The 26,666-nt window shown below is 58.7% G+C and carries 27 protein-coding genes, 1 other RNA gene and 1 riboswitch; of the genes, 12 read left to right on the top strand and 16 right to left on the bottom strand.

Going from position 1 to position 26,666, the window contains the following annotated elements; translation table 11 throughout:
- Nucleotides 1-87 precede the first annotated feature (87 nt).
- The 3 genes from FAZ30_RS16165 to argE all read right to left on the bottom strand — a co-directional run bounded on the left by FAZ30_RS16165 (nt 88) and on the right by argE (nt 3,712).
- Complete coding sequence (locus FAZ30_RS16165; protein WP_205676675.1) at nt 88-1,953, bottom strand: B12-binding domain-containing radical SAM protein; 1,866 nt, start codon at nt 1,951-1,953, stop codon at nt 88-90.
- A 149-nt stretch (nt 1,954-2,102) separates the two neighbouring features.
- A complete protein-coding gene (locus FAZ30_RS16160; RefSeq protein WP_137009866.1) occupies nt 2,103-2,441 on the bottom strand; it encodes a thioredoxin family protein in 339 nt (112 codons plus the stop codon).
- Nucleotides 2,442-2,554: 113 nt separating this feature from the next.
- Nucleotides 2,555-3,712 (bottom strand): acetylornithine deacetylase, encoded by a 1,158-nt coding sequence (gene argE / locus FAZ30_RS16155; RefSeq protein ID WP_137009865.1) that lies wholly within the window; start codon nt 3,710-3,712, stop codon nt 2,555-2,557.
- A gap of 181 nt (nt 3,713-3,893) precedes the next feature.
- Between argE and FAZ30_RS16150 the strand changes: the two genes are divergently transcribed.
- From FAZ30_RS16150 to FAZ30_RS16140, 3 genes are all read left to right on the top strand, one after another.
- The gene (locus tag FAZ30_RS16150) at nt 3,894-4,796 is read left to right on the top strand and encodes a LysR family transcriptional regulator (protein WP_137009864.1); all 903 of its coding nucleotides are present in this window, start codon (nt 3,894-3,896) and stop codon (nt 4,794-4,796) included.
- Nucleotides 4,797-4,933: 137 nt separating this feature from the next.
- Nucleotides 4,934-5,977 (top strand): ABC transporter substrate-binding protein, encoded by a 1,044-nt coding sequence (locus tag FAZ30_RS16145; RefSeq protein WP_137009863.1) that lies wholly within the window; start codon nt 4,934-4,936, stop codon nt 5,975-5,977.
- Nucleotides 5,978-6,037: 60 nt separating this feature from the next.
- A riboswitch (yybP-ykoY riboswitch) is annotated at nt 6,038-6,215 on the top strand.
- Nucleotides 6,216-6,219: 4 nt separating this feature from the next.
- Nucleotides 6,220-6,807 carry a TMEM165/GDT1 family protein gene (locus tag FAZ30_RS16140; protein WP_124645043.1) on the top strand — a complete coding sequence of 196 codons (588 nt, stop codon included), beginning with the start codon at nt 6,220-6,222 and terminating at the stop codon, nt 6,805-6,807.
- 93 nt (nt 6,808-6,900) lie between these two features.
- Here FAZ30_RS16140 and fliD (FAZ30_RS16135) read toward each other — a convergent pair whose 3' ends face one another.
- The 4 genes from fliD (FAZ30_RS16135) to FAZ30_RS16120 all read right to left on the bottom strand — a co-directional run bounded on the left by fliD (FAZ30_RS16135) (nt 6,901) and on the right by FAZ30_RS16120 (nt 11,828).
- On the bottom strand, nt 6,901-8,268 hold the full coding sequence (gene fliD, locus FAZ30_RS16135; RefSeq protein WP_137009862.1) for a flagellar filament capping protein FliD: 1,368 nt from the start codon (nt 8,266-8,268) through the stop codon (nt 6,901-6,903).
- A 170-nt stretch (nt 8,269-8,438) separates the two neighbouring features.
- Complete coding sequence (fliD, locus tag FAZ30_RS16130; RefSeq protein ID WP_137009861.1) at nt 8,439-9,878, bottom strand: flagellar filament capping protein FliD; 1,440 nt, start codon at nt 9,876-9,878, stop codon at nt 8,439-8,441.
- Nucleotides 9,879-10,151: 273 nt separating this feature from the next.
- Complete coding sequence (locus FAZ30_RS16125; RefSeq protein WP_137009860.1) at nt 10,152-11,435, bottom strand: NAD(P)/FAD-dependent oxidoreductase; 1,284 nt, start codon at nt 11,433-11,435, stop codon at nt 10,152-10,154.
- A gap of 162 nt (nt 11,436-11,597) precedes the next feature.
- The gene (locus FAZ30_RS16120; RefSeq protein WP_137009859.1) at nt 11,598-11,828 is read right to left on the bottom strand and encodes a hypothetical protein; all 231 of its coding nucleotides are present in this window, start codon (nt 11,826-11,828) and stop codon (nt 11,598-11,600) included.
- 336 nt (nt 11,829-12,164) lie between these two features.
- On the opposite strand from FAZ30_RS16120, the gene FAZ30_RS16115 reads away from it, so the two are divergent.
- From FAZ30_RS16115 to FAZ30_RS16105, 3 genes are all read left to right on the top strand, one after another.
- Entirely contained in the window at nt 12,165-13,184 is a 1,020-nt protein-coding gene (locus FAZ30_RS16115; protein WP_124645047.1) for a transporter, read from the top strand.
- 145 nt (nt 13,185-13,329) lie between these two features.
- Complete coding sequence (locus tag FAZ30_RS16110; protein ID WP_124645048.1) at nt 13,330-13,671, top strand: zinc ribbon domain-containing protein YjdM; 342 nt, start codon at nt 13,330-13,332, stop codon at nt 13,669-13,671.
- Nucleotides 13,672-13,790: 119 nt separating this feature from the next.
- A complete protein-coding gene (locus FAZ30_RS16105) occupies nt 13,791-15,152 on the top strand; it encodes an MATE family efflux transporter (protein ID WP_168190869.1) in 1,362 nt (453 codons plus the stop codon).
- A 1-nt stretch (nt 15,153) separates the two neighbouring features.
- Here the strand turns inward: FAZ30_RS16105 and FAZ30_RS16100 are convergent, their stop codons facing one another.
- The 4 genes from FAZ30_RS16100 to FAZ30_RS16085 all read right to left on the bottom strand — a co-directional run bounded on the left by FAZ30_RS16100 (nt 15,154) and on the right by FAZ30_RS16085 (nt 17,586).
- A complete protein-coding gene (locus tag FAZ30_RS16100) occupies nt 15,154-16,482 on the bottom strand; it encodes a Y-family DNA polymerase (RefSeq protein ID WP_137009857.1) in 1,329 nt (442 codons plus the stop codon).
- Nucleotides 16,482-16,910, bottom strand: a complete 429-nt coding sequence (locus FAZ30_RS16095) for a LexA family protein (protein WP_137009856.1) — start codon at nt 16,908-16,910, stop codon at nt 16,482-16,484. The genes FAZ30_RS16100 and FAZ30_RS16095 overlap by 1 nt, the downstream gene beginning before the upstream one ends.
- Nucleotides 16,911-17,055: 145 nt before the next feature.
- On the bottom strand, nt 17,056-17,244 hold the full coding sequence (locus FAZ30_RS16090; RefSeq protein ID WP_137009855.1) for a hypothetical protein: 189 nt from the start codon (nt 17,242-17,244) through the stop codon (nt 17,056-17,058).
- Nucleotides 17,245-17,322: 78 nt separating this feature from the next.
- The gene (locus FAZ30_RS16085; protein ID WP_124645053.1) at nt 17,323-17,586 is read right to left on the bottom strand and encodes a hypothetical protein; all 264 of its coding nucleotides are present in this window, start codon (nt 17,584-17,586) and stop codon (nt 17,323-17,325) included.
- A gap of 220 nt (nt 17,587-17,806) precedes the next feature.
- Here FAZ30_RS16085 and FAZ30_RS16080 point away from each other — a divergent pair, with 220 nt between their 5' ends.
- On the top strand, nt 17,807-18,442 hold the full coding sequence (locus FAZ30_RS16080; protein ID WP_168190868.1) for a YkgJ family cysteine cluster protein: 636 nt from the start codon (nt 17,807-17,809) through the stop codon (nt 18,440-18,442).
- Between the two features lie 8 nt (nt 18,443-18,450).
- Here the strand turns inward: FAZ30_RS16080 and FAZ30_RS16075 are convergent, their stop codons facing one another.
- A complete protein-coding gene (locus tag FAZ30_RS16075) occupies nt 18,451-19,086 on the bottom strand; it encodes a LysE family translocator (protein WP_124645055.1) in 636 nt (211 codons plus the stop codon).
- A gap of 68 nt (nt 19,087-19,154) precedes the next feature.
- A complete protein-coding gene (locus tag FAZ30_RS20915) occupies nt 19,155-19,289 on the bottom strand; it encodes a hypothetical protein (protein ID WP_281279208.1) in 135 nt (44 codons plus the stop codon).
- 91 nt (nt 19,290-19,380) lie between these two features.
- On the opposite strand from FAZ30_RS20915, the gene FAZ30_RS16070 reads away from it, so the two are divergent.
- The 5 genes from FAZ30_RS16070 (at nt 19,381) to arsB (ending at nt 22,335) form a co-directional block, all read left to right on the top strand.
- Complete coding sequence (locus tag FAZ30_RS16070; protein ID WP_137009853.1) at nt 19,381-19,815, top strand: EamA family transporter; 435 nt, start codon at nt 19,381-19,383, stop codon at nt 19,813-19,815.
- Nucleotides 19,816-19,915: 100 nt separating this feature from the next.
- Nucleotides 19,916-20,280, top strand: a transfer-messenger RNA (tmRNA) gene (ssrA, locus tag FAZ30_RS16065).
- 190 nt (nt 20,281-20,470) lie between these two features.
- Nucleotides 20,471-20,830, top strand: coding sequence for an ArsR/SmtB family transcription factor (locus FAZ30_RS16060; protein ID WP_137009852.1), 360 nt, complete (start codon nt 20,471-20,473; stop codon nt 20,828-20,830).
- Nucleotides 20,831-20,835: 5 nt separating this feature from the next.
- Nucleotides 20,836-21,249, top strand: a complete 414-nt coding sequence (locus FAZ30_RS16055) for an arsenate reductase ArsC (RefSeq protein WP_137009851.1) — start codon at nt 20,836-20,838, stop codon at nt 21,247-21,249.
- Between the two features lie 9 nt (nt 21,250-21,258).
- On the top strand, nt 21,259-22,335 hold the full coding sequence (gene arsB / locus FAZ30_RS16050; RefSeq protein WP_137009850.1) for an ACR3 family arsenite efflux transporter: 1,077 nt from the start codon (nt 21,259-21,261) through the stop codon (nt 22,333-22,335).
- A gap of 108 nt (nt 22,336-22,443) precedes the next feature.
- Here arsB and FAZ30_RS16045 read toward each other — a convergent pair whose 3' ends face one another.
- The 3 genes from FAZ30_RS16045 to FAZ30_RS16035 all read right to left on the bottom strand — a co-directional run bounded on the left by FAZ30_RS16045 (nt 22,444) and on the right by FAZ30_RS16035 (nt 26,436).
- Complete coding sequence (locus FAZ30_RS16045) at nt 22,444-23,205, bottom strand: hypothetical protein (RefSeq protein ID WP_137009849.1); 762 nt, start codon at nt 23,203-23,205, stop codon at nt 22,444-22,446.
- 1,280 nt (nt 23,206-24,485) lie between these two features.
- Nucleotides 24,486-25,511 carry a DUF262 domain-containing protein gene (locus tag FAZ30_RS16040; protein ID WP_137009848.1) on the bottom strand — a complete coding sequence of 342 codons (1,026 nt, stop codon included), beginning with the start codon at nt 25,509-25,511 and terminating at the stop codon, nt 24,486-24,488.
- Nucleotide 25,512: 1 nt separating this feature from the next.
- Complete coding sequence (locus FAZ30_RS16035; RefSeq protein WP_168190867.1) at nt 25,513-26,436, bottom strand: SIR2 family protein; 924 nt, start codon at nt 26,434-26,436, stop codon at nt 25,513-25,515.
- Between the last annotated feature and the right edge of the window lie 230 nt (nt 26,437-26,666).

The following is a 26,666-nucleotide window of genomic DNA, read 5'->3' as shown; positions in this document are numbered from 1 at the left end:
GCTGGCCGCTGCCGGGCCGGCCAGCCCGGCAGATGAAGGGTGTGCAAGCGGAAAAGCCGGCCTTTGGAGTAGTGTTGGTGCCGGTGTTCAGCCCAGGGCGCGCGCGATGAAATTGCGCGGCACACGGGTTTTCGGTACCCGGCCGGCAAACCAGCTGCGTACGTCTTCTTCCAGCCCGATGCCGTGCATGTAGTTGTACAGCGCCTTGTTGAGCGCCTTGCCCATGGCGTCGTGGTCGGTGCCGGTGGGGTCGATGAAGCCGACATCGTTCTTGGCGAAACTGACTGGCGGCAAGGGGCGCAGGCTGACGCCGTATTCTTCCGGGTTCTGCCCCACTGGCGAGTGTACCGTGCAGGCAAAACGGTGAAAGAAGCCGGACTGGATGCAGCCGGTGTCAAACAGCTGGCGCACGTATTCCAGTGCGTCCACCGTGTCCTGCACCGTCTGCGTGGGGAAGCCGTACATCAAATAGGCATGCACCAGCACCCCGGCCTCGGTAAAGCCCTGGGTGACGCGGGCCACCTGTTCCACCGACACGCCTTTTTTCATCAGCTTGAGCAGGCGGTCCGAGGCCACTTCCAGCCCGCCGGAAATGGCGATGCAGCCGCTTTCCGCCAGCAGCTGGCATAGCTCGGGGGTGAAGGATTTTTCGAAGCGGATATTGCCCCACCAGGAAATGGCCACATTGCGGCGCAGCAGTTCTTCGGCCAGCGCGCGCAGCATCTTGGGCGGGGCGGCTTCGTCGACGAAATGGAAGCCGGTCTGGCCGGTTTCGGCAATGATGGCCTCGATGCGATCCACCAGCGTGCTGGCCGAGGCGGTTTCATAGCGTGAGATGTAGTCCAGCGTCACATCACAGAAGCTGCACTTTTTCCAGTAGCAGCCATGCGCCACGGTTAGCTTGTTCCAGCGCCCGTCGCTCCATAGCCGGTGCATGGGGTTGAGCATGTCGAGCAGCGACAGGTAACGGTCGATGGGCAGGCCATCCCAGGTGGGGGTGCCGACCTCTTCGAAAGGGATGTCCGCTTCCATCATATTGATGTAGCGCACCTGGCCATCTTCGCGCACAAAAGTGCGGACCAGCCGCGACACCGAGCGCTTGCCGGCCAGATGCTCCAGCAGGGCTAGCAGCGGCTTTTCGCCATCGTCCAGGGTGATGAAGTCGAAGTAGTCGAATACGCGCGGCTCGGTGAGTTCGCGTAGTTCGGTATTGACGAAGCCCCCGCCCAGCACGGTGCGGATGGCCGGCCAGCGCGCCTTGATGGTCTGGGCGATGCGAAAGGCGGCATACACCGAACCAGGGAAGGGGACCGACAGCAGCACGATGTCCGGCTGATGACGGGCAATGGCCTCCTCCACCAGTTGTTGCAAGGTGTCGTCCACCAGCGAAGGCTTGCCGGCCAGGGCGCGGGCCAGCGGGTCGAAGGTGGGCTGGCTCATGGCCAGCGATTCGGCATAGCGCACGAATTCAAAGCGCTCGTCCACCACTTCACGCAGCACATCGGCAAGATCGTTCAGGTAGAGCGTGGCCAGATGACGGGCGCGGTCCTGCTGGCCCAGTGCGCCAAACGCCCAGGCTAGCGGGTCGCCACCATAGGGGTCGTCCGGGTCGACATACACTTCCAGCGAGGCAAAGCGTTCACCCTCCGGCAGAAAGTTGCGGCCGCAAATACGGTGGGCCACGGTGGAGTCGCGCCCCTGCAAAAAAGCGATGGCCGGGCCGATGGTGGCCAGATAGCGTTCGAACTGGCCGACAAAGCCGTGCAGTTGGGCGCTGCGTTTTTTCGGTGGAATGGCGTCAATCTGCTGGCGCACCGCTTGCAGGCCACTCACGGAAAACAGCCGTAATACCAGTTCGAGCGCCAGGTCTTCCTGAAAGGCGCTGACATCGCGCGAGCGCAAAAAGCCGGTGATATAGGCGGTGGAGGGGTAGGGCGTATTCAGCTGCGTCATCGGCGGGATGAGCGACAGGATACGGGGTGAGCGCGGCGACTCGGCGTGGGTGAACTGCATGACATCCATTTCCTGCAACGGCGGGTTGGCCGCTGCCTTGTACTGCCCGCCGCGCAAGCGTGGCAGGGGCGAAATCATAAAATAATGCTTCAGCTGTTGGCTGCGGCCTGGTCCAGCAACTGGCTGATGGCGGTGGCACTGTCAGGTCGTACCAGTCGGCCTGCCTCCTGCCCATCGTGCAGCAGGATGAGGGTAGGCCAGAGCTTGACGGCAAAGGTGCGGCCCAGTCGGCGGCCTTTGCCGTCTTCAATCTTGAGGTGGGCGAGGTCTGGGTGGGCTTGCATGGCAGCGGCCAGCAGGGGCTGCGCCGCCTGGCAGTGGCCACACCAGGGCGCACCGAATTCCAGCAATAGCCAGCCATGCTGGCCGGCCAGCTGTTCGGAGCTGGCTTCCTGGTCTTGCGGAGTAAATGCGCTGTGATAGGCCATGGTGGCTTCCTGTCTGCTTGTGCAGCAGGAGGATAGCATTCCTTGGCAAAATCGGCCCGGCTTCCTTGTGCCAAGCAGCGGGCCGGGCCTTGCGCTGATGCGGTGGCGCTGACTCAGCCCGCGCTCAGTTGCGCCACCAGCCGGCCCAGAAAGGCATCGCAGGCGGCCAGCTGGTCCAGCGCCAGCCATTCGTCCGGCTGGTGAGCCTGGGCGATATCGCCGGGGCCGCACACCACGGTGGGGATGCCGCAGCGTTCGCTGAACAAGCCGGCCTCGGTACCAAAGGCTATTTTGCGTGGCGGGCTGCTGTCTTGCAGCAGGCCTTGCACAAAGCGCACCACCTCGGCGTCTGGCGGGGTGAGCAGGCCGGGGTAGCTGGTTTTCTCGCTGAAACTGAAGCCACAGTCGGCATCCACCGCCTGCATTTCCGGCTGCAATACCTGGGTGGCGTGCTGGCGGATGGCGGCCAGCAGCGGCGCTGGCTGGTCTTGCGGCAGGTGGCGGATTTCAAAGTCGAAATGGCAGCTGGCGGGGATGATGTTGAGGGCGGTGCCGCCCTGCATGGTGCCGACATGCAGGGTGCTGTACGGCACTTCATACAAGGGGTCGAACGGCCCGTGCTGGCGGCGCTGGCGGGCGAGACTGCGGATGAAGCTGACCAACTCGGCCGCGTACTCCACCGCATTGACGCCGGCTTGCGGGTTGCTGGAATGGCCCTCATGCCCGCGTGCGGTGACGCGCCAGGCGGTCTTGCCCTTGTGCTCGGCCACCAGCTGCATGCGGGTGGGTTCGCCGATGATGCCCATGGCCGGCAAGACCGGCAGGCCGCCCAGCACTTCCAGCAGGCGGCGCACGCCGATGCAGCCGATTTCCTCGTCATAGGTAAAAGCCAGGTGCAGTGGGGTGTGCAGCTGGCTGCGTGCCAGTTGCGGCACCTGCGCCAGTACGCTGGCGATGAAGCCTTTCATGTCGGCGCTGCCACGGCCATAGGCGCGGCCATCGCGGATATCCAATACAAACGGGTTGCTGTGCCAGTGCTGGCCGTCTACCGGGACCACATCGGTATGCCCGGCCAGCATCACCCCGGGACGGTCGGCGGGGCCGATGGTGGCGTAGAGATTGGCCTTGCTGCCATCTTCGTTTTCCACGATCTGGCTGCTCACGCCAAAACCGGCCAGATAGTTTTTGACGAAGCGAATCAGCTGCAGATTGCTCAGCCGGCTGGTGGTGTCGAAACCGACCAGGGTATTCAGCAGGGTGAGGGATTCCATTGGGGTTCTTTCCGTAGCGGGCAGGGAGAGGCCGGAGGCTGCCGGCTGTCTTGTTGCCGGGTGCAAGTCTAGCATCTGGCTGTGGTGCCGGGGCTTGGCAGTCTGGTTGACAAGGCGAGTGTAGGTGGTCACAGTAAATACTGAAAATATTATTATTTTTCCAATTGGATCGATAAATATTATGCAATACACCCTGCGGCAATTGGTTTATCTGGTGGCAGTGGCCGACCACGGCAGTGTGACGGCGGCAGCCAATGCGCTGTACACCTCGCAGCCAGGTATTTCCAGCGCCATTGCCCAGCTGGAGGCGCAGTTCGGCCTGCAATTCTTTATCCGGCACCATGCCAAGGGCGTCTCGCTGACGCCGGCCGGGCAAAGCTTTGTCGCCGCGGCGCGCAATCTACTGGCGCATGCCGAGGACCTGAGCCAGCACGCCAGTGCGCTCAGTCAGTCCTTGCAGGGCAATCTGGAGCTGGGTTGCTTTACCACCATCGCGCCGATTTTCCTGCCGCGCCTGCTGGCGGCCATGCGCGAAGATTATCCGGACATCTCGGTGCGGCTGCACGAAGGGGATACCGAGCAGTTGCAGCAGGCTTTGCTGAGCGGCCAGACCGAGCTGGCCTTGCTGTACGACCTGGACCTGGCACCCAGCCTGTATCGGCAGACACTGCAGACCGTGCTGCCCTATGTCTTGCTGCCGGCCACGCACCCGCTGGCCGGGCAGGCGGCGGTTTCGCTGCAGGATCTTGCCCCCTTGCCCATGGTGCTGCTGGACTTGCCGCACAGCCGCGAGTATTTCCTGTCGGTGTTTCGCCTGCAGGGGCTGGAGGCGCGGGTGCGCCACAAGACTGTCAATTTCGAACTGGTACGCGGACTGGTAGCCGCTGGCAACGGCTATGCCTTGCTGAATCTGCGGCCGCAGACGCCGCAAACTTACGCCGGGGATGCGCTAGTGTGCCTGCCCATCGTGGAGGAGGTGCCGGCCTTGAATATCGTGCTGGCCTGGCCGCAGGAGTTGCGCCTGACCCGTCGGGCAGAGGCTTTTGTCACGCTGTGCGAGCGCAATATCAGCCGCTTGGGCTGAGCCAGGCTACGGCGCTTTCTTGCATCGTAAAAATCGATGCAGTTGACAGGGTAAAGCTATTTTACCTATTGCCGGACTTGTCCCTAGAGTAAGTCACGCAGCCGCCCACCTGGCTGTGCAACTTTCAGGGGATAGTCATGCCTTCATCCATGCGTTTTCCAAGTGTTTTCCTGTACGCCGGGTTGCTGTTGGCCCCGGTGCTGTCGGCGGCCGAGCTGACCGTGGTGTCGTTTGGCGGTGCCAACAAGGACGCCCAGCAGAAAGCCTATTACCAGCCCTTTGCCGCCAGCAGCGGCATCAAGGTGGTAAGCGGCGATTACAACGGCGAAATGGCGCGGGTGCGGGCCATGGTCGACAGCAAGCGGGTGAGCTGGGATGTGCTGGACGTGGAGTCGCCCGACCTGCTGCGCGGTTGCGACGAGGGTATGTTCGAGAAGCTGGACTATCGCCGCATCATCAAGGCGGCCGAACTGCTGCCGGGCGCGGCCCAGCCCTGTGGTATGGCGGCTTATGCCTGGAGCACGGTGCTGGCCTACAACGCCGACAAGCTCAAGACAGCGCCGCATTCCTGGGCCGATTTCTGGGATGTGAAGAAATATCCCGGCAAGCGTGCGCTGCGCAAAGGGGCCAAGTACACGCTGGAAATTGCCCTGATGGCCGATGGCGTGGCTGCGCACGATGTATACAAGGTGCTGAACACACCGGCCGGGCTGAATCGCGCCTTTGCCAAGCTGGACCAGCTCAAGCCCTATATTCAGTGGTGGGAGGCCGGGGCCCAGCCTGCGCAATATCTGGCGGCTGGCGATGTGGTGATGAGCTCCGCCTATAACGGACGCATCAGCGCTGCGCAAAAAGAGGGTGGCAAGCAGCTGCAAATGGTGTGGAACGGCAATATCTACGATTACGACTACTGGACCATCCCCAAGGGCAGCGCCAATCTGGATGCCGCTTACAAGTTTCTGGCTTTCGTCAGCCAGCCTGCTGCCCAGGCTGAGTATGTGAAAGGTATCAGCTATGGGGTAAGCCATCGCAAGGCTGCCGGGCTGATCGACAAGGCTATCCTGGCCAACCTGCCCACCGCACCGCAAAACCTGAAGCAGGGCGTGGCCATTGATAGCAGTTTCTGGGTGGATCACGGCGAAAACCTGGAGCAGCGTTTCAACGCCTGGGCTGCACGCTGACGGGATAAACGCAGAAAACCGGCAATGGGGCTTGCCAAATGGCATGGCTGCTTTACAATGCCACCCGTCATTAGGGAGTAGCCGCCCTCCGCATGTTGAGAGGGACGTGTGTCAACAGACTTGCCGGTTCCGGCATGGCACACGTGGTCCGAGACTTGGCGAGACTTTTGACCGTAATGCTCTGCATGGCCGGGACGCATTGCGGTCACTCGTTTTCGCGTCCCGGCCATGGAGAATTCTCGATGCAGTCCTTTCTGGTATCCACCGGTGTGGTGGCCCTGGCCGAAATCGGCGACAAAACCCAACTGCTTTCCCTGATTCTGGCTGCACGCTATCGCAAGCCGGTCCCCATCATTCTGGGCATCCTGCTGGCCACGCTGGTCAATCATGCCGGTGCCGGTGGCATCGGTGCCTGGCTGTCCACCGCGCTCAGTCCCAATATCCTCAACTGGGCCGTGGTGGCGTCATTTGCGCTGATGGCCGGCTGGATCCTGATTCCCGACAAGCTGGACGAAGGCGAAATCGTCATGCCCAAGCGGCAGATGGGCGTGTTCGCCACCACGGTGTTCGCGTTTTTCCTGGCCGAAATGGGCGACAAGACGCAAGTGGTCACCATTGCGCTGGCGGCCCGTTTTCATGACTTCCTGCCGGTGGTGGCCGGCACCACGCTGGGCATGATGCTGGCCAACGTGCCGGTCATCTACCTGGGTAGCCGCTTCGCCGACCGTCTGCCTACCAAGGCCGTACACATCATTGCATCCATCATTTTCCTGGTATTGGGCGGGCTGGCGCTGGCCAATGCCATCAATGGAAACCAATTGCTGGGCTGATCAGCCTAGGTTATTTCAGGTTAGGTCATTCACGATGAACGCCGCCACGGTTTGCACCGGGCGGCGTTTTTTTTGATGGTCGGCTGCGTTTTATCAGGCCAGCAGGCTGGCCAGGTTGCTGGTGGATTGCTGCATTTGCGCCAGCGTGGCATTCAGCGTGGTGTATTGCTGCACGTAGGAGCTGCGCAGCGCATCCAGATTGGTCTGGATTTCGGTCTGGTGGTTGGTTTCGTCAGTCACGCTCTGGTTCAGATCGTTCTGTTTGGTAGTTACGATGCCGGTTGGCCCCAGCAGATTGTTGATGGTGGTGTTGAAGCGGTCGGCAAAGCCGGTGCTGCTGCTATTGCCGAACAGATTGGCCACGGCAGTCGGGTTGCTGGTCAGCGCCTTGTTGAAGGCGGTCTGGTCCAGTGCCAGGGTGCCGTCTTTCTGCAGGGAAATGCCGACCTGCGAGAGATAGGCATAGGAGCTGGCGGCATTCACGCCGGCCACCTGCGTCTGCAGCACCGAGCTGAGCTGGTCCTGAATGGACAGCAGTGAGTCGTCGCCCTTCATGTCGCTACTGAAGGCGCTGCTGGTGGTGCTGTGCACCTTGTTATAGGCATCGACAAAGCTTTGCAGGCTGGAGGCGATGCCCGAGGTGTCCTGGCTCATGCCGATGGAAACCTGCCCGGTTTTTTCCAGGTTGACGGTTGCGCCGCTGATGACTCCGGTCACGCTATTGCTGCTGGATGAAACATTGACGCCGTTGACGGTCATCAGTGCATCGCTGGCGGCAAAGGATTCGGTCGCCGCGGTACTGCTTTGCCGTAGTCCGGCCAGGGAATTGCCGCTGGTGTTGCCACTGTCGCTGCCGCCAGCGGTGACGCTGAAGGCATTGGCCGAGCCGGAGTTGGCCGAGGCGATCACCAGCGAGTAATTGCCGTTGTACTGCACGATGGAGGCATTGACGCCGGCATTGGCACTGTTGATGGCATCGGAAATGTTTTGCAGGCTTTCGCCACCACTGCCGCCGTTGTTGAGGTTTACCGTGGTGCTGGTGCCGGCCACGCTGAAGGTGAGCGAGGCGGGGACGCTACTCAGTGCAGTGGTGGCGCTCGTGATGGACTGGCCGGCACTGTTCTGGTCGAACACCAGTTGACGCGACTGGGCCAGTTTGCTGACATCCAGCTGGTAGCTGCCGGCAATGCCGCCGGTGCTGGTGGCCACGCTGGCAATCGTGCTGTCTGATGTGGTGGCTTTGTAAGTTTGCAGGAAGGCTCCGGATGACAGGCTGCTGACCGAGGTTTGCAGCGCGGACAGGGCGGAGCTGATCTGGCCCATATCGCTCAGGTCGGTCTTGTAGGTGGAGACCTTGTTCTGGCTGTCGGTCAGCGGCTGCTGTTCCACGGTCATCAGCTGGCTGACGATGGATTGCACGTCTAGCGGGCCGGCGGTGGTGGTGATGGATGCTGCGCTCATATTGTTCTCCCTGCGGCCTGCGGCTTAATCCGGCCTGCCTTGATATGCTCTGCTGGCATTATCGACGGGAAAGGCCTGCCGCTTGATGGCAAAACAGGGTTAAACAATGTTGCCGAATGTTAAGGCTGTCACACAGCGTCATGATCGCCTGTGGCGGCCTGTGTGCTCTGCTATTTGCTGGATGTGGCCAGTAGCCCGGACAGATTGCTGGTGGATTGCTGCATTTTGGCCAGCGTGGCGTTCAGGCTGGTGTACTGGTGCAGATAGTCGGCCTGTTTGCTGCTGACTTTGGTTTGCAACTGCGTCTGGTGCGTGGTTTCGTCGCTGACGTTCTGGCTCAGGTCTTGTTGTTTGGTCACGATGATTCCCGCAGGTCCCAGCAAATTGTTGATGGTGCTGTTGAAACGGTCGGCAAAGCCGGTATTGCTGCTGTTGCCGAACAGGTTGGCCACGGCCGCAGGCTTGCTGGCCAGCGCCTTGCTGAAGCTGCTCTGGTCCAGCGCCAGGGTGCCGTCTTTCTGAATGGCAATGCCCACTTGGGACAGGTAGGCATAAGAGCTGAGCGGGTCGGCACCGCTGACCGGGGTTTGCAGTACGGCGCTGAGCTGGCTGCGGATCGAGGTGAGCGCGGCATCGCCTTTCAGGGTGCCTGCTGCAGCGCTGCCGATGGCGGTTTGCACCTTGTTATAGGCGTCGACAAAGGCTTGCAGGCTGCTGGTGATGCTGCTGTTGTCCTGGGTCATGCCTATGCTTGCCTGACCGGTTTTTTGCAGCAGGACCGAAGCGCCGCTGATGACATCGTCCAGCGTGTTGCTGCTGGACGAGACATTGATGCCATTGACAGTCAGCGTTGCATCGCTGGCATCGTTTGATTCGCCGATGGCAGTGTTGCTCTGCACCAGGCCAGCCAGGGTGTTGGTGGCGGTTTCATCCACACTGCTGTCGCTACCGCCGGCCGTGATGCTGAACGCGTGGTCGGAGCCGGATTCGGCCGCGGCAATCACCAGCGAATAGCTCCCCTTGTATTGCACGATGGAGGCATTGACGCTGGCATTGGCACTGTTGATTTTGTCGGCAATGTTTTGCAGGCTGACACTGGTCGGCGTGGTGGCCGTGGTTGTCGAGCTGTCGCGGCTGGTACTGGCCGTTGCGCTACTGGCGGCATCGCGCAGTTGCACGCTGGTGCTGCTGCCCGCTACTTCGAAGGTCAATGTGTCCGGCACGTTGTCCAGCGGGCTGTTGGCGCTGCTGATGCTTTGCCCGGCGGCGGTCTGGTCGAATACCAGTTGTCGTGGTTTGGCCAGTTCGCTGATGTCCAGCAGGTAATTGCCGGCTGCGCCATTGCCACTGGCATGGACGGTGGCCACTGTGGGGTCGGAGCTGCTGGCCTTAAGGGTGTGCAGGAATGCGCCCGACGACAGGCTGCTGACTGAGGTCTGTAACCCTGACAAGGCCGAGCCGACCTGGCCGATATCGCTGAGCTTGCTATTGAAGGAGCTGATCTTGCTCTGGCTGCTGGAAAGCGGCTGCTTTTCAACAGTCATCAGCTGGCTGACGATGTTTTGCACATCCAGCGGGCCGGCGGATGTGGTGATGGACGCGGTGCTCATCGGGTCGGTAACTGCCTTGTGCGTGACGGTGGGCTATGCTGTCAATTATCCGCGACCGGCCGCTGCTTGCCGCTGCTGGTTCAGGTCAAAAAATGTTTGCTTTTGCAAACAAGGTAAAGAGGCGTAAGGATAGTGGCCGGATCGGCGCTGTTGCGTCTGGCAGAAGGATGGCGAACGGCAGGAGGAGGGTGGTATGACAACAAGAGCCGGGTGTAACGCCGGCTCTTGTTGTCATACTATGCGCGGTCGGCAGGTTGCAGACCGCGTGGAAACTCAGATACCCAGTTTGTCACGCAGCGAATAGTACCAGGCACCGATGGCGGTGAAGGGTACGCGCATCAGCTCGCCGCCCGGGAAGGGGTAGTGCGGCAGGGTGGCAAAGGCGTCGAAACGTTCGGCCTGGCCGCGCAGTGCCTCGGCCATAATCTTGCCCGCCAGATGGGTGTAGGTGACACCATGGCCGCTGCAGCCTTGCGAGTAATAGATGTTGTCGCCAATGCGGCCAACCTGCGGCAGGCGCGACAGCGTCAGCAGGAAGTTGCCGGTCCAGGCGTAGTCGATCTTTACCTTGGCCAGTTGCGGGAATACCTTCAGCATTTTCGGGCGGATGATGGCCTCGATATTGGCCGGGTCACGTGCGCCGTACACCACGCCGCCGCCGAAAATCAGCCGTTTGTCCTGGCTCAGGCGGTAGTAGTCGAGCAGGTAGTTGCAGTCTTCCACGCAGTAGTCCTGCGGCAGCAGGCTGGCAGCCAGTTCGTCGCCCAGTGGCTCGGTGGTGATCACCTGGGTGCCGCAAGGCATGGATTTGGCGGCCAGTTCCGGCAGCAGATTGCCCAGATAGGCATTGCCGGCCACTACCAGGAATTTCGCCTTGACCCGCCCTTGCGGTGTGCTCACCACGGGTTGCTGGCCGCGCTCAATGCTCAGTGCTGGCGATTGCTCGTAAATCACGCCGCCCAGCGACTCCACCGCAGCGGCTTCGCCCAGTGCCAGGTTCAGCGGGTGAATATGGCCGCCGCTCATGTCCAGCATGCCGCCGACGTAGCTGTCGGTGGCCACGATGCCGCGCATGTCATCCTTGCCCAGCATTTGCAGCTGGCGGTGGCCATAACGCTCCCACAAGGCTTTTTGTGATCGCAGATGGCCCATCTGCTTTTCGCTCAGTGCGGCAAACACGCCGCCGTCTTTCAGGGCGCAGTCGATGCCGTAGCGGGCGACCCGCTCGCGGATGATGCGGCCGCCTTCGAAGGCCATGTCACCCAGCAGCTTGGCTTGCTTGTTGCCCACCGTGCGTTCGATCACATCGATGTCGCGGCTGTAGCTGTTGACGATCTGGCCACCATTGCGGCCGGATGCGCCAAAACCAACCCTGGCGGCCTCCAGCACGGTGACTTTGAAGCCGTTTTCCAGCAGGAAGAGTGCAGTGGACAGGCCGGTATAGCCGGCACCGATAATGCAGACGTCGGTTTCGATTTCGCCTTGCAGGGCCGGGCGCGCAGGCACCGGATTGGCAGAGGCGGCGTAGTAGGATTCGGGGTAGCTGGTTTGTGGCATTTCGTTAAACTTTTCGTTTAATATTTTGCACATGCCAGCTGATTCTAGCGCAGGGTGGCTGCGTTTGCCAAACTATTTGATCAAATGTTTGGTGGTGAGTGCTAATGGTGATGAGGTGCCGAAGCTGAGTCAGCATCCGGCAAGCGGATGCTGACAGTGTGCTTACTTATTGTGTTCGTGCCCGCCTACGGTTTCCTTTACCTGATGCTTGGCGCCGGATGCCGACTTTTTCCGGTGCTGCTGCTTTTTGTGTGCGTCCTGTTTTTTGATCTTGTCCTGATCTGCCTTCCAGGCTTTTACTTCGCTGGCAGTCGGGGATTCCTGGTGCAGCTTGTTGGCGAGGGCGGGGCCGGCCAGCAGTACTCCAGCTACAGTCCATGCAATCAGTTTCATGATGGTTTTCCTGAGTAAACGACTTGGGTGGGCTAGGGATGTCCGCAAGAGGACACGAGCCAGTCTATGAACTCCCATCGTGGCGAATAAGGGATGCATTCCTAATAAAATTGCTCTTGTTTCTTCTTGTCGCCAGGGAATTTTCTTTAGCACGGAGGGGCTGTGTCAGTTGCCCGCTCGTGGCTGAGGACGCTGGTATTTTGCGGTTTGCGGCAGGTCGAAATTGTCATCTGCCTTGGGTAAAGTGAGGCCAGGCGGGATGTTATCCTGCATGGCAGGGTGTTTGCTGACGGCCGGCCAGCATGGGGCTGGTGGTATTACAGGAAGGTATATTGCATGAGCGTGTCGATTTCCGAGGGAATGTATGGTGCCGATCAGGTCGGGCTGATCAGTGGCTTCCGTTTTCTGCCAGGGCAGACCGGCCAGCCGATTGCGTCGGAAGAGGCGGTACGCTTTTTGCAGCAGCCCGCACAGGATGATGGCTTTGTCTGGCTGCATTTCAATCTGGCGCATGTGGCCTGCGAGCGCTGGCTCAGGGCGCAACTGCCCTTGAACGATGATTTTTTTGAAATGCTGCATGCTGGCAGCAGTTCCACCCGCATTGAACCCTCGGACGGCATGCTGCTGGCGGTGATCAATGATGTGGCACTGGGTTTTGGTGTGGTGACGTCGGATGTTGCCACGCTGTGGGTGGCCGCCGGTTCACGCTTGCTGGTCACCGCGCGCGTGCGCCCCTTGCGCTCGGTGGACCGCCTGCGGGCGGCAGTGAAAAGCGGTGAAGTGTTCCCCTCGGCCCGCTCCTTGCTGTTTCATTTGATGCAGGATCAGGCTGATGTCATGGCCAGCATCGTGCGCGAGTCTGCGCGCAAGGTGGATCATATCGAAGATCGTTTCCTGGCCGAGCATTTGCAGGACCACCGTGCCGAGCTGTCCGGCATGCGCCGCACCCTGGTGCGCATGCAGCGTCTGCTGGCTCCTGAGCCTGGCGCGTTGTTCCGCCTGCTGAACCGGCCGCCCGCCTGGCTGGCCGAGCACGATGTGCAGACCCTGCGCGAATCGACCGAGGAATTTTCACTGGTACTGAACGACCTGGCCACCCTGGTTGAACGCATCAAGCTGCTGCAGGAAGAACTGGCTGCCAAGCTGAATGAGCAGACCAACCGCACCCTGTTCACCCTGACGATGGTGACGGTGCTGGCTTTGCCTATCAATATCGTGGCAGGTTTTTTCGGCATGAATGTGGGCGGCGTGCCGCTGGCCAACCATCCGCATGGCTTCTGGGTGCTGGTGGTGCTGGTTGCCAGCTTCACCTTTCTGGCCGGCCGGTGGGCATTCAGTCGGCAGAAGCCGCGTTAGGCCGACGGCGGGTGGCACAGGCCGTGCTGACGAGACCATGAGCGCAGTGGGTGATCTTGCCGGCGTGGTGGCGTACAATACCGGCTTTGCGCCCATCGGCGGTGGTCGATGGATTTGATTTTTCTGTTAGCGAGCAAGGTATAGCATGAGCGGTTTGCCCAATTGTCCCCAGTGCGGTTCCCAATTCACCTACGAAGACGGTGCCATGCTGGTTTGCCCGGAATGTGCCCACGAGTGGTCGGCCCAGGCCGATGCCGCTGGTGAAGAGCAGGGGCGCGAAGTGCGTGATTCCAATGGCAATCTGCTGCAGGATGGCGACACGGTGACGGTGATCAAGGATCTCAAGGTCAAGGGCTCGTCGCTGGTGGTCAAGGTGGGTACCAAGGTGAAGAATATCCGGCTGGTGGACGGTGACCATGATATCGATTGCAAGATCGACGGCATCGGTGCCATGAGCCTGAAGTCGGAGTTCGTGAAAAAGGTCTGAGCCTGCTCAGCACTCCGCCGAACGAGAAGCACCACGAAAAGCACCCCGCGCGGGTGCTTTTTCATTGCTGCTCTGCCGGGCAGGGCCGGCTGGGCTTTGTTACCATGCTGTTTTCCCGTATGTCTGCTTCCCTCATGTCTGATGCCACCGTTTCCCTTGCTGCACCTTCTTCGCGGCAATTGATTACCTTTGCCGTGCCGGTGATGCTGGCGGCACTGGCCACGCCCTTGATGGGGCTGGTGGATACGGCCGTGCTGGCGCGGCTGGGCAATCCGGTGGCGCTGGCGGCGGTGGCGGTGGGTGGCAGCATTTTCAATGTGGTGTACTGGTGCTTCAGTTTCCTGCGCTTTACCACCACCGGGCTGGTGGCTCAGGCCGCTGGTGGGCAGGGGCGGGATGCCGTGGTGTTGGCAGGCTTGCGGCCCATGCTGGCGGCCTTGCTGGGCGGCGTGGGCTTGCTGTTGCTGCAACAGCCGATTGCCTGGCTGGCCTTGCGCCTGCTGGCCCCGCCGGCCGAGGTGGCCGAGGTGGCCGAGCTGACCCGGCAGTATTTTGACGCCCGCATCTGGTCGGCTCCGTTTACCTTGCTGGCCTATGCCCAGTTTGCCTGGCTGCTGGGGCTGGGGCATTCCCGTCAGGTCATGCTGCTGCAGTTGCTGATGAATGCCCTGAATGCGGCGCTGGCCATTACTTTTGTATCTGGGCTGGGCTGGGGCGTGTCCGGTGCCGGCTGGGCGACGGCCATCAGTGAAATGACCGCCAGTGTGCTGGCGGGGTGGGTGATGTTGCGGCAGGTGCCGTGGCAGCAGTGGCGTGCGGCCTGGCAGCAGCTGGGTGGCATGGCACCGTGGCGGCGGCTGTTTGCTGCCAATCTGGACATCATGGTGCGGACCTTGCTGCTGACGGTGTCGTTTGCCTTGATGACGCGCAGCGCGGCCCAGTTGGGCACGCTGACGCTGGCGGCCAATCAGCTGTTGCTGCAGGCCTTCATGGTATGCGTCAGCCTGCTGGACGGATTCGCCGTGGCGGCGGAGGTATATGGCGCACGGGCCATTGGCGCTGGCTCGCGCGCCGGGCTGGTGCTGGTGGTGCGGCGTTGTGGCTGGCTGTCGCTGGGCTGGAGCAGCCTGCTGGCGCTGGTCATGGCGGTGCTGGGGTGGTTTTACCTGCCGCTGATGACGCCGGATGTGCAGTTGCAGCGCATGGCGGCAGCCTTCTGGCCCTGGCTGGTGCTGTTGCCGCCGGTGTGCATCTGGGCCTTTTTCTGGGATGGCGTGTTCATGGGAGCCATGCAAACGCGGGTATTGCGCAATGGCATGTTGCAGAGCTTCGCCGCCTATGTGCCGGCCTTGTGGCTGCTGCAGTGCGGCTTTGGCAATCATGGCATCTGGGCGGCCTTGCTGGTGTTGATGGCCATGCGCGGCCTGCTGCTGACCCTGGCCTGGCCGGCGCTGCGCGATGGAGTGGGGCAGCCGCGCTGAGTTAGCTGCCGGGCAGCTTGCGTGGCCAGTGCAGGCGGTAGCCGGCTGGCGCGCTGGCATACGACGGCTGATGGGTCGTGATGGCCTGCTGTGGGTCGGTGCTGTAGCAGGGCGAGCGCATGGCCTGGCGCATCTGCCAATCCTGGCTGATATCTTCGATGGCCAGCCGGATGCTGCCTTTGCCCAGTCGCCGGTTGAGCTGGTCGATGGTGGCCATCAGCCGGGCGCGGCGCGGGTCTGGCGCAGGGGCGAACATATCCTGCTGCTGGATGGCCTTGTCACCGATTTCCATCAGCATCACCCCGGCCTTGTGATAACGCAGGCCGGGCCGGAACAACTGACGCAGCGCGGTCTGTGCTGCCTGGTTCAGGCTGAGGGTGTCGTCGCTGGCCTGCAGTAGCGGAATGCAGGTATAGCCGCGATAGGGGGCCGCGCTGCCATAAGCGTTGGTCTGGATGCTCACGCCTATCATCGCTGCCGTGCTGCCCTGGGCGCGCAGCTTTTCTGCCGCACGTGCAATGTGATGGGCGATGCTGGCCGCTAGCGGTGGCAGGCTGCGGACCTGGCGGCTGAAGCTGCGGCTGGAAATGATGTGCTGCTTGCTGCTGGCGACATCATCCAGCGCCAGGCAGGATACGCCGTTGAGCTCGGCCACGGTGCGTTCCAGCACCACGTTGAAGTGGCGCTTGAGCTGGCGGGCGTCAGCCCTTTGCAGATCCAGCGCGCTGCGTATGCGCAGCTGGTGCAGCTTTTCCGCCAGTCGCCGCCCCACGCCCCATACTTCGCGCACATCCATGCTGGCCAGCAGGCGCTCCGCCTCGGCCGGGGTCAGCTCGGTCCAGTCGAATACGCCTTGCCAGTGTGCTTGTTGCTTGGCTACATGGTTGGCCAGCTTGGCCAGCGTCTTGCTGGGGCCAATGCCCACGCAGCTGGGCAGGCCCAGCTTGTCCAGCAGGGTCTGGCGGATGCGCTGGCCATGGGCCTGAGGAGAGGCCATGCCGCTCAGTTCCAGAAAACACTCATCGATGCTGTAAATGTCCTGCTGCGGCGCGAAGCGCGCTAGGATATTCATCATGCGGCGCGACATGTCGCCATACAGGGTGTAATTGCTGGAAAACACCGTGACCCGGTGTTTGCGGCACAGGCCCTGTACTTGGTAGTAGGGCTGGAAGGCGGGGATGCCGATGGCCTTGGCCTCGGCTGAACGCGCCACCACGCAGCCATCGTTATTCGACAGCACGATGATGGGCTTGCCGATCAGGTCGGGCCGGAATACCCGCTCACAGCTGGTATAGAAACTGTTGCCATCCACCAGGGCAAAGCGGCTCATCAGTAGCGCCGGACGCAGCCGCACACCACGCCCCAGATCAGCAGTTCCTGTTCATTCTGTGGCACCAGTACCGGATAGGCCGGATTTTCCGGCCGCAAAGCCAGCCGGCCATCGCGGCGGTGCAGGCGTTTGACGGTGAAGTCTCCATCCACTACCGCCACCACGATATCGCCATGCAGCGCCGGGCGGCCCTTGTCGACGATCAGCAAGTCACCCTCCATGATGCCGGCTCCGCTCATCGAGTCGCCCTGTACCCGCACTACAAAGCAGGCATCGGGATCGCTCATCAGGTAGCCATTGAGGTCGATGCTGCTGTCGAGGTAGTCGTCAGCCGGGGAAGGGAAGCCGGCGCGGATACCCATGCCGGCCAGCGGCAAGCTGCAGGGCTGGGTGGTCGTGATGCGGCCGCACAGGGTGATGTCAGACATGGCGGATGGTTTTGAAAATGTACACAATCAAAATATAGCAGATGAGCACGCGGCCCGGGCCGATTTTTTCATGCGGACATGATGGTGGCAGACAGAAAAAAGCCCGCGCAAGCGGGCCGGGTGTGGCAGGAGTTCCGCAGGAATCTCAGGCCGTGGTGTTGATGGTATTGCCGATGGTGGCAGAAACCGGGCGGTTTTTGCTTTCTGCTACGCCAGGCTTGCTGCCGTCACTGTCGCCATCGCTATCGCCGCCGCGTGTGGCCAGTGGCTGGCTGACGGGGCGCAAGAGCTGGGAGGGCGCAGTACTACCGATATTGCCGATACCCGATACCATGATTGATCTCCTGAAGGGGTTTATTCCCCGCGCGGATTATCACCGGGGATGGCTTAAGGCAGGCTTAAGCTTGCCGGATCAGGTCTGGCTGGTAGTGGTGAGAATGGCCAGCAGGGCGCCCGTGGTGTTGGCGCTGAACGGCTGCTGGGCCTGCGCGCCAATCAGTTCGCAGAGTTCATTGAAAACGCTGCGCGCCGGATGGCTGAGCGTTTGCAGATCGTCCAGCTTGAGCTGGCTGCCCAGATGGCTGGCACCCAGCAGCAGCGCCAGCTCGGCCAGAATGGCCCGCTCCGTGGCAGTATCGAGATCCCGGATCAGTCGGACAATGTCGGTTTCCGTCATGGTCTGTTGTGCTTTGCTTTGTCATTGGCATTATTTTAACCATGCCCGCTCGGGCTGCATACGCTGCCTGCAGCCGGCATGATCATGATCAATAAATTAAAACATGCGTTGGTTTTGCTGCTGGCGCGGGTGCCGGATTGCCGCGTTCGGCCGGCATCCTGCGCGCTATAATCAACCGCAGACCCGGGCTGGAATGACTGAAACGATAGGGAGGATGGCTATGCTGCACGCCGATGAAGCGGCTGCCTTGCAGGCTTCAATAGAGCGGGTGGGGGCGCGGGTGGCTGCTGAGTTACAAGCCAATCCTGGCGTCGCTTATGCCGTTGCATTTGTCGGCAATCTGCATCGTGGCATCGATCAAACCATGGCGCAGGCGGCCTTGCGTGGCGAGCCAGTGGCTTGCCGCGCGGGGTGTGCCAGCTGCTGTAGCCTGCGGGTGGAGGTGGCACCGGCTGAAGCCTTGCTGATTGCGCAGCAGTTGCGTAGTGGGCCGGCCGACCGTCTCGAGCAGTTGCTGCAGGCACTGCGCCAGCAGCAGCTCTTGCTGGCGCAAGGCGGCGCGGTGCGGCCACCTTGTGCGTTCTTGCAGGATGCGCTGTGCAGCATTTATCCGTGGCGGCCGGCCGGCTGCCGCAAGGCCCACTCGTTTTCTGCCACGGCTTGCCAGAGTGCGGCGGCAGAGCTGCCGCAGGATCTGGCCATTACCATGGCGGCGGAAGCCTTGCAGCGCGGCACGGCACTGGGCTATCGCCAGCATGGACTGGATGGCACAGTGCAGGAGTTAAGCGCTGCCGTATTACTGGCACTGGAAGACGACATGGCGGCAAGCCGCTGGTATGCCGACGCTATCGATTGAGCCCTGGTTCAGGGCTGGCCCGGTCGTTGCAGCAGTAGCAGCCGGGCGGCCAGGCCGAGAAACACCAGCGTCAGCGCCCGCCCTTGCCACAGCGCAAAGCGCGGTTGCGACTGCAAATAGCGGCCCAATGCCCCGCTGAACTGCGCCAGTACTGCATTGAAAGCAAGGCCGGTCACCGCCAGCACCAGTCCCAGCAGCAATACCTGCTGCGCAACATGGCCCTGAGCGATGTTGACAAATTGCGGCAGGAATACCATGAAAAACAGCAGCGCCTTGGGGTTGAGCAGGCTGTTCAACATCGCCATGCGTACCACCTGGCGGTGGCTGCGACGCTCGCCGCCCAGCAGGGCCAGCATGCCGCCAGCCCGCCAGGATTTCCATGCCAGCCATAGCAGATAGGCCGCCCCGCCCAGGCGCAGTAGGTCGAACATCGGCGGCCAGCCCGCCAGCATGGCGGTAATACCGCTGGCGGTCAGGATGGTGAACACCATGTCGGCCACGGCAATGCCCAGTGCGGCAGCCAAGCCGCCCGAGCGGCCCATGGTGGTGGAATAGGACAACACAAAAGCCATATTCGGCCCCGGCGACAAAAACAGCAGCAGTACGGTCACCATAAACAGCAACAGGGTGGAAGCAGAAATCATGGTCTGTCCTTGATGTTTCTCGCCACGGGGCAGTGCCTGTTACTGGCACGTGCCGTGCGCGTTGTGCATTACAGAATGCGGATGATGTTCTTGATCAGCCGGGTTTGTGCTGGGCTGGCCGGCTTGTTTTCCTGGCGGTGCCCGGCCAGCAAGGCCAGCGCCAGTAGCAGGGCGAGCAGGAGTATGGTTCTGGATTGAGACATGCCGGCAGCTAAAGATGTAATGTTTGAGCGCCCATTTTAGGCCGGACGGCGCTGGCCGGATAGCGCACGCTTCAATGAAGGAGAGAAAATCATGATCGGAACGGCCAGCTGGTTGTTCTGGGCCTTGTTGTCGGCGGTGTTTGCCGCGCTGACGGCTATTTTTGCCAAGGTAGGCATTCGTGGTGTGGATTCCGACCTGGCCACGCTGATCCGCACCGGCATTATCGGCGTGGTGTTGTCGCTGTTTGTCTGGCTTGGCGGCAAATGGAGCAATCCCTTGCAGCTGTCGGGCAAGACCTGGTTGTTTCTGGGCCTGTCCGGCATTGCAACCGGCCTGTCCTGGGCCTGTTATTTCCGTGCGCTGCAAATGGGCGAGGCATCGAAAGTGGCCCCGGTCGACAAGCTGAGCCTGGTGCTGGTAGCGGTGTTTGCTGTGATCTTTCTGGGTGAGCGCCCGGCCCCGCGAGAATGGCTGGGCATCGCCCTGGTGGCCTGCGGGGTAGTGGTGCTGGCCTTCAAGCGCTAAGCCCACGGCGGGCTGCGGGACGGCTTGCCGTGCGTTGATCCCAGGCGGCTGGCGGACTAGCCGCAGCGAGTGTTTGGCTGTATACTTGTCAGTCTTATCTGGGGGCGACCTGGTTTCGACGGGGGTTGCGAAGCGGATGAGGGCATACCGGGATTTCAGTCACCCCGTAAAAAGCTGAATTTTTTTAGTCGCAAACGACGAAACTTACGCTCTAGCAGCCTAACGGCCGGCTAGACACTACAACGGTTCGCAGATGGGCCGGGGGCGTCAAAACCCTGTAGTGTCACTCTACATCTGCTAGTGCTGTGCCGGGTTACTTGGTACTGTGCGAAACTCAAGGTAACTCGCCAAAGTCCAGCCTGTCCGTCGGCGTGGCAGAGGTTAAATCCAAATGACACGACTAAGTATGTAGAACTCACCGTAGAGGACTTTCGGACGCGGGTTCGATTCCCGCCGCCTCCACCAGAACCTCTAAAAGCCAGCACTGACGCGGATTTCCGCTGATCTGCTGGCTTTTTCTTTGCTTGCTGCCACATCGGTCTGCCATAAGCAGAAAACGATATGGCGGAATGACCGATGTAGCAGTCCGCTTCTTTCGATGTGAAGCATTGGAACGTCATTTGACTTTGCTTTATATTTCCATAAAAATGGAAATATGGAAACATTAAACGCCGCTGAAATTCTTGCTGCCCTTGGGCATGAGTCACGCCTTGCGATCTTCCGTTTGCTGGTAGAGGCTGGCCCCAAGGGAATAAATGCCTCCGCCATTGGCGAACAGTTGAGCATTCCCAATGCCACGCTGTCATTCCATCTATCCCACCTTAGCCGTGTCGGCCTGATCAAGGGCGAGCGGGAGAGCCGGTTTATTCACTACTCTGCCGAGTACGGGACGATGGATGATCTCATTGCTTTCCTGACCAATAATTGTTGCCAGGGCAAGGCCTGTCTGCCCAAGACGGCAGCTTGTGATACGACGGAAACGTGTTGCAGCCAGAATCCTGCTTCTCCGGAATGAAAACCATGACTACAGCTAAAACCGTCCTTGTCCTGTGCACGGGCAATTCCTGTCGCTCCCAGATGGGGGAGGCGATTCTTAATCACGAACTGGCCGGCCTGGTGCGTGCCATCTCTGCCGGGACCAGTCCCCAGCCCAAGGTGGCCGATGGTGCCATCGAGGCGCTGCAGCAAGCCGGTTTGCCGACTGATGGTTTGTTTCCCAAGACTGTCGAGGCGGTGATGGATCAGGACATCGACCTGGTGGTCAGCGTCTGCGACAACGCCAAGGAAAGTTGCCCCATTTTCCCGCGGCCAGTGAAGCGTATCCATATTGGCTTTCATGACCCGCATGGCGAGCCGCTGGAAAGCTTTCTGGCTGTGCGCGATGACATCCGTGCCCGTCTGGTACCGGCTGTGCGTGCAGCCCTTGGCTTATAAGGAGTGCTCATGACGAATACCCCGTGTGAAGTGACGGCCAAGCCGGCTGCCGGTACGCCGATGAGCATTTTCGAGCGCTACCTGACGGTGTGGGTTTTTCTCTGCATCGTGGCCGGTATCGGTGCGGGGCAGCTTGCGCCCGGATTGTTCAAGGCCATTGGGCATATGGAAGTGGCCCAGGTGAATCTGCCGGTCGGTCTGCTCATCTGGGTGATGATTATCCCGATGCTGGTCAAGGTGGATTTTGCTGCCCTGCATGAGGTCAGGCAGCATGTGCGCGGCATTGGCGTCACGCTATTTGTTAACTGGTTGGTCAAGCCGTTTTCCATGGCTTTCCTGGGCTGGCTGTTCATCCGCCACTGGTTTGCGCCGCTGCTGCCGGCCGATCAACTCGACAGCTACATTGCAGGGCTGATCCTGCTGGCCGCCGCGCCTTGCACCGCCATGGTTTTCGTGTGGAGCCGGCTGTCCAATGGTGACCCGCTGTTCACGCTATCCCAGGTGGCGATGAACGACACCATCATGGTCTTCGCGTTTGCGCCCATCGTGGCGCTCCTGCTCGGCATCTCGTCGATTACCGTGCCCTGGGCCACGCTGCTGACTTCGGTGCTGCTCTACATCGTCATCCCCGTCATCCTGGCGCAGCTGTGGCGCAAGCTACTGCTGGCCAAGGGGCAGCAAGCCTTTGATGCGGCCATGGCGAGGATCGGGCCGTGGTCCATCACTGCGCTGCTGGCCACACTGGTTTTGCTGTTTGCTTTTCAGGGGGAGGCCATCATCCGTCAGCCGCTGGTGATTGCACTGCTGGCCGTACCTATCCTGATTCAGGTGTTTTTCAACTCGGCACTGGCCTACTGGCTGAACAAGCTGGTAGGGGAGAAGCACAATATTGCCTGCCCGTCGGCGCTGATTGGTGCGTCGAATTTCTTCGAGCTGGCGGTGGCTGCGGCCATCAGCCTGTTTGGCTTCGAGTCCGGCGCAGCGCTGGCCACGGTGGTAGGGGTGTTGATCGAGGTACCGGTCATGCTGCTGGTGGTGAAGGTGGTGAATGCATCCAAGGGCTGGTACGAAACGCCGCAAGCCTGATACGGCGGACATGTGCACGCCGCAACCGTGTGGCAACAGTGAAGGAGCGATGATGTGGTCAATCGCTCCTTCACTTTTTTGCGGCCATGCCTGGTGGTGCTGCCCAGTCTAGCGCGCCGCCTCCGTCCGCCATGCCTGTTTCTCCATCCGCTTTGCCAACTGCTGATGACAGGCAGCCGCCAGTCGCATCAGCTCGGCATTATTGCTGGCCAAACCCTCCGGCCCGGCAATGCGCTGCGCCAATGCCTGCAAGGGCGTGACCCGGCTATCCAGCACGCTCAGCCGGCCATGGGCATGGCGGCGTGGGTGGTCTGGCGTGTAATCCAGCGTCAGCAGCCAATGGCTGTGCTGCCAGCCTTGTTCCTGTTCCAGCACGGCGCGCAACACGGCATGGCTGATTTGCTGCCCGGCCTCCGCCGCCATGGCCAGCGCCTGCTCCCAGCGTGGTGCAGCGGGCGGTAATTGATGCAAAGCCGGCAGCACCTGCCGGGTCAGCCAGTGACGCAGGCGTTGCGCGGCGGGGCGGTGGCATTGCTGCAATGCATGTTGCAGTGCGGCCGTTGAGTAGTAGCGATCTGTCTTGCTGTGTTGGGCGTGCGGGCAATGCTGTTGGGCGAGTTTTTGTTGCAGTTGCTGGCGCAGGCGCGGGCCGAACAGGGCAAGGATGTCGTCTGCCTGCAGGCAGCAATGGCCGTGGTGGTGGAACAGGTGGATGGGGTGGCCGAGGTAGTAGAGGGTGAGGGGAGGTGGTTGCTGGGTAGTGTTGGAGCCGGGATGCGTCATGACAATGCCCTCTGGTGAGTAATTGAGGCTGCCACGCGAGTCGCCAAACGCGGGTGGCAGGCCAAAGCAGGGTTGGCGAACCGGCACCAGCACCGGCAGACCGTATAGGTCTCCCCACTTGGCCTGCCATAGAGTGGTGCAGACGCAAGAGAGAAAAGCCGCTTTATGCGGCTTTTCTTGCTGATAACTGGGTCGCCAAACCCGGTTGCATGCTTGAAATGCAACCCGGAAAGGCTACGCAGAGAGACCAGCAGCGGCAAGGGTAGAGCGGCGCGAAAACACTGACAAGAGGTGCAGGTAAAGGCTTGTGTCCGCTGCGCGGATGATGGATTTTCTTGCCGCTTCCGTGCGGCGGACGGGAAGGAGGGCTTGTGTGGCCAAGCCCTCCTTCACCTCCAAGGCCACCCCACAAGCATAGCCTGCGGCTGCCCGACAGGGCCCGACCGGGGCGAGGCGCGCCTGAAGTCGCGATTTGCTAACGTCAAATCGCTCAAACAGGGCAGGCGCTTAACACCTCGCCCCGGTCACCCGTCGGCATGCTTGATGGGGCCAAGGGTGGCGTCGGTGTGGTGGTTTCCGATGATTTTTCGCGGCAAGCAGGAACGGAATCTTTGCTTGGCCAAATATCCCTTTCCATTTCCAAATGCTATCCGTAGGTATGTTCGACTTGGGATGATTTATGATTTTCCAGAGTCGGCAGAGGTCAGTGCGAATTATCTTCTAGCAGGGGAGTTAATTTTTAAGAATGATGGCAATAAAGATAGATACCAATACTTGCAATGTGATGGCCCATCGGGTTAATTCAGTATCTTTATACTTAAAATAGCCGAAGCATAAGGCAATATGCAGCTTTGAAGAAATAACTTTGTTGGGGGCCGTAAATGCATGAAACTCTTCGCCAGTCAAATGACGCAGCCTTTTGTGAAACATGAAATTGGCAGCGCCGAAAAATAAAAATAATATCAGTAGCATTTTAATATCAATTCGATTAGAAAACCGAGTACCTGCTCCTGCGGATGTTTATTTTCATTGCCGCTTCCGCGCGGCGGACGGGAAGGAGGGCTTGTGTGGCCAAGCCCTCCTTCACCTCCCAGGCCACCCCACAAGCATGGCCTGCGGCTACCCGACAGGGCCCGCCCGGAGCGAGGCGCGCCTGAACTCGCGATTTGCTAACGTCAAATCGCTCAGACATTGCAGGCGCTTAAGACCTCGCCCCGGTCACCCGTCGGTATGCTTGACGGGGAGGGGGGCGTGTGCACGTTGGTACGGTGTGGGATGGATGAGGCTTGGTGGCTAAAATTGTAAAATTAATTTATGATGAAGCTGAATCAATTATTTATAATGAATTCAGCTTCATCTAATTTATACTATTGCAGTGACAAGTAAGAAAGTAGTGCTGATCTACGTCTTGTGCGTTGAGTAACTTCTTTAGTGCCAGAGCTCATGCTCTTTTTATACTCAAGAACATTTTTATCTTTAGTGGCGTCGCTTCTTAAGCAGCCAAAGAATTCATTTAGCTGTGCTGATATGTCGGTGTGTAGATTTTTTTTATATATTTGTGTTGCTAATGACCACAAGCCAAAGAGATGACTAACGCCATTGATTCTAAAGCCATCATAGTCAAGATTGAAATCAACTAGAATTTGTGTGATCTCGCTAAAAGTATGACGTGTATTTTCTGCCCAAGCATCATCCATCTTTGAGTATTTCTCATATTTTTCGTCAATATTTTTCTGGTTTGAACCAAATAAACTATCTTCATATATCACAAAGATTAATTCAGATATAAATTCAGCATCTTCCATTCTGCTCACATCCGTCGCAATCGCGAGCCGCTCCTTCCAGAATGGATTTCTATTTGCTATTTCATTTGCAATTTTAATGATTGGACTGTCGTAATACCGAGCATTTCGAAGCTCCTGGCCATTTAATCTCTCGCCATTTCTATTTAATCGGTCAAAAATTTCATCGATTAAATCGGGATTGTCAGCGTCAATCAATTCAAGGGGTATTCTATATCTCCAGAATTCTTTCTTAATATCTTCCAGAGGGATGTCTTTAAAATGCTTACCTGCGATGGCGGAGTCTGCGTCATCAATCTCGGATTGACATGGAATTTCACCTTCAATAAATCTAATTATCGATGTTAGCCTTTGCTTTCCGTCAACAACGTCGAATTTTGTTTTGCCATTATCAGGATCGATTTTTTGATGTAAAAAAATAGGGGGGATAGGGAAATTTCTTAAAATGCTATCTACGAGAAAGGATTGTTTTTCATCTGTCCATATGCTCTTTCTCTGGTATTCTGGTTCGTAATTGTACTTTGTAAGGACGTGGTTTTCGTAAAACTCAGAAATACTTATAGATGTACTTTGTCGATTAATACGTCCCATTTTACATACCCTTCAGGAGTGAGCTTGACAGATAATGCTGGAATTTTGCAAAACGGCTCTGCAAAACGGCTTGAAATACTGGATTTATAGATGGGTTGATGCAAGTAATATTTGCTTTGGATGGTATTGATAGTAATATTTTATCAATCTCAGCGCGATCAACATGCCAATATGAAATCCCAGAAATAACTACATCTGTGGCAGTTTCTGCAGAAGTTGCAGCTGATTCAAGCATGAGTCTTGACCAGGAGTGGCCGTAGCGTGATGAATCACCATACGGTGGTATAATCGTATTTATTAAATGATATTGATTAAGATTTTCATATTCAATCTTAATCTGATTTGGCGTTAAGGGGTCTTTGAAATTATAGCCTATACGATAGTCCGGAGTTGTGGTCATCAATCTTGTTGAGACAAAGCTGATAGATCCGTGTGGTTTGTAGATTATTATTTTTTTGCCGACTGCTGGCGATATTTGATCTATCTCGAATTCAATATTATTTTTGGTCAGAATTCGCTCAAGAAAAGTATCATAGTTAAGTGTAAAAATTGATATTTTATCGTATTCATTATTGGCCTTTTGTAAGTACTTTAGCCAGGCCCATGAGGAAGCTTTCTTTTTTTCTTTGGATATTTTGAATTTAGAATCATTCCATATAAACAAATGTCTTAGGTACTCAATAAGTTCTAAGTATGCATTAATATAAATACTATTTTGTTCTTCAGACTGACTAGAGGCGCTGTATGAGCAGAAATTTGCGCAAGTGATGATTTTTTCAAAAATAACAGGAATGTCTTTTTCTGTTGCTGATGGTGATAAACCTAGGTTGATTAGATTTGGGCAGTTTTTATATGTTAAAAATCCATTATGATTAGAGCTTCCAGGCCATGGTACAAGATGACCATTTGCAAAAAGATTCCGCACATTAATAGAATCCTGCAGTCCGATGTGATTTATTAGATCAATCGTAAATCCATTCGTCGAGCGACACATAAGCTTGCATTGTCGATCTATGTGGGTCAGTCGCTTACTGGTTATGGCGACAGATAAAGCACCAGGTCAGCGACACATAACTTTGCATTTTCTTTCATGAGCGGCAGATAAATTTGCATGTCTCGGTGGAGCATAAGCGGCCACCGATTTATGATCGTCGT

The organism is Aquitalea aquatilis, assembly GCF_005155025.1.
Taxonomy (GTDB): Bacteria; Pseudomonadota; Gammaproteobacteria; order Burkholderiales; family Chromobacteriaceae; genus Aquitalea; species Aquitalea aquatilis.
This window is presented reverse-complemented; position numbering and strand designations above follow the sequence as displayed.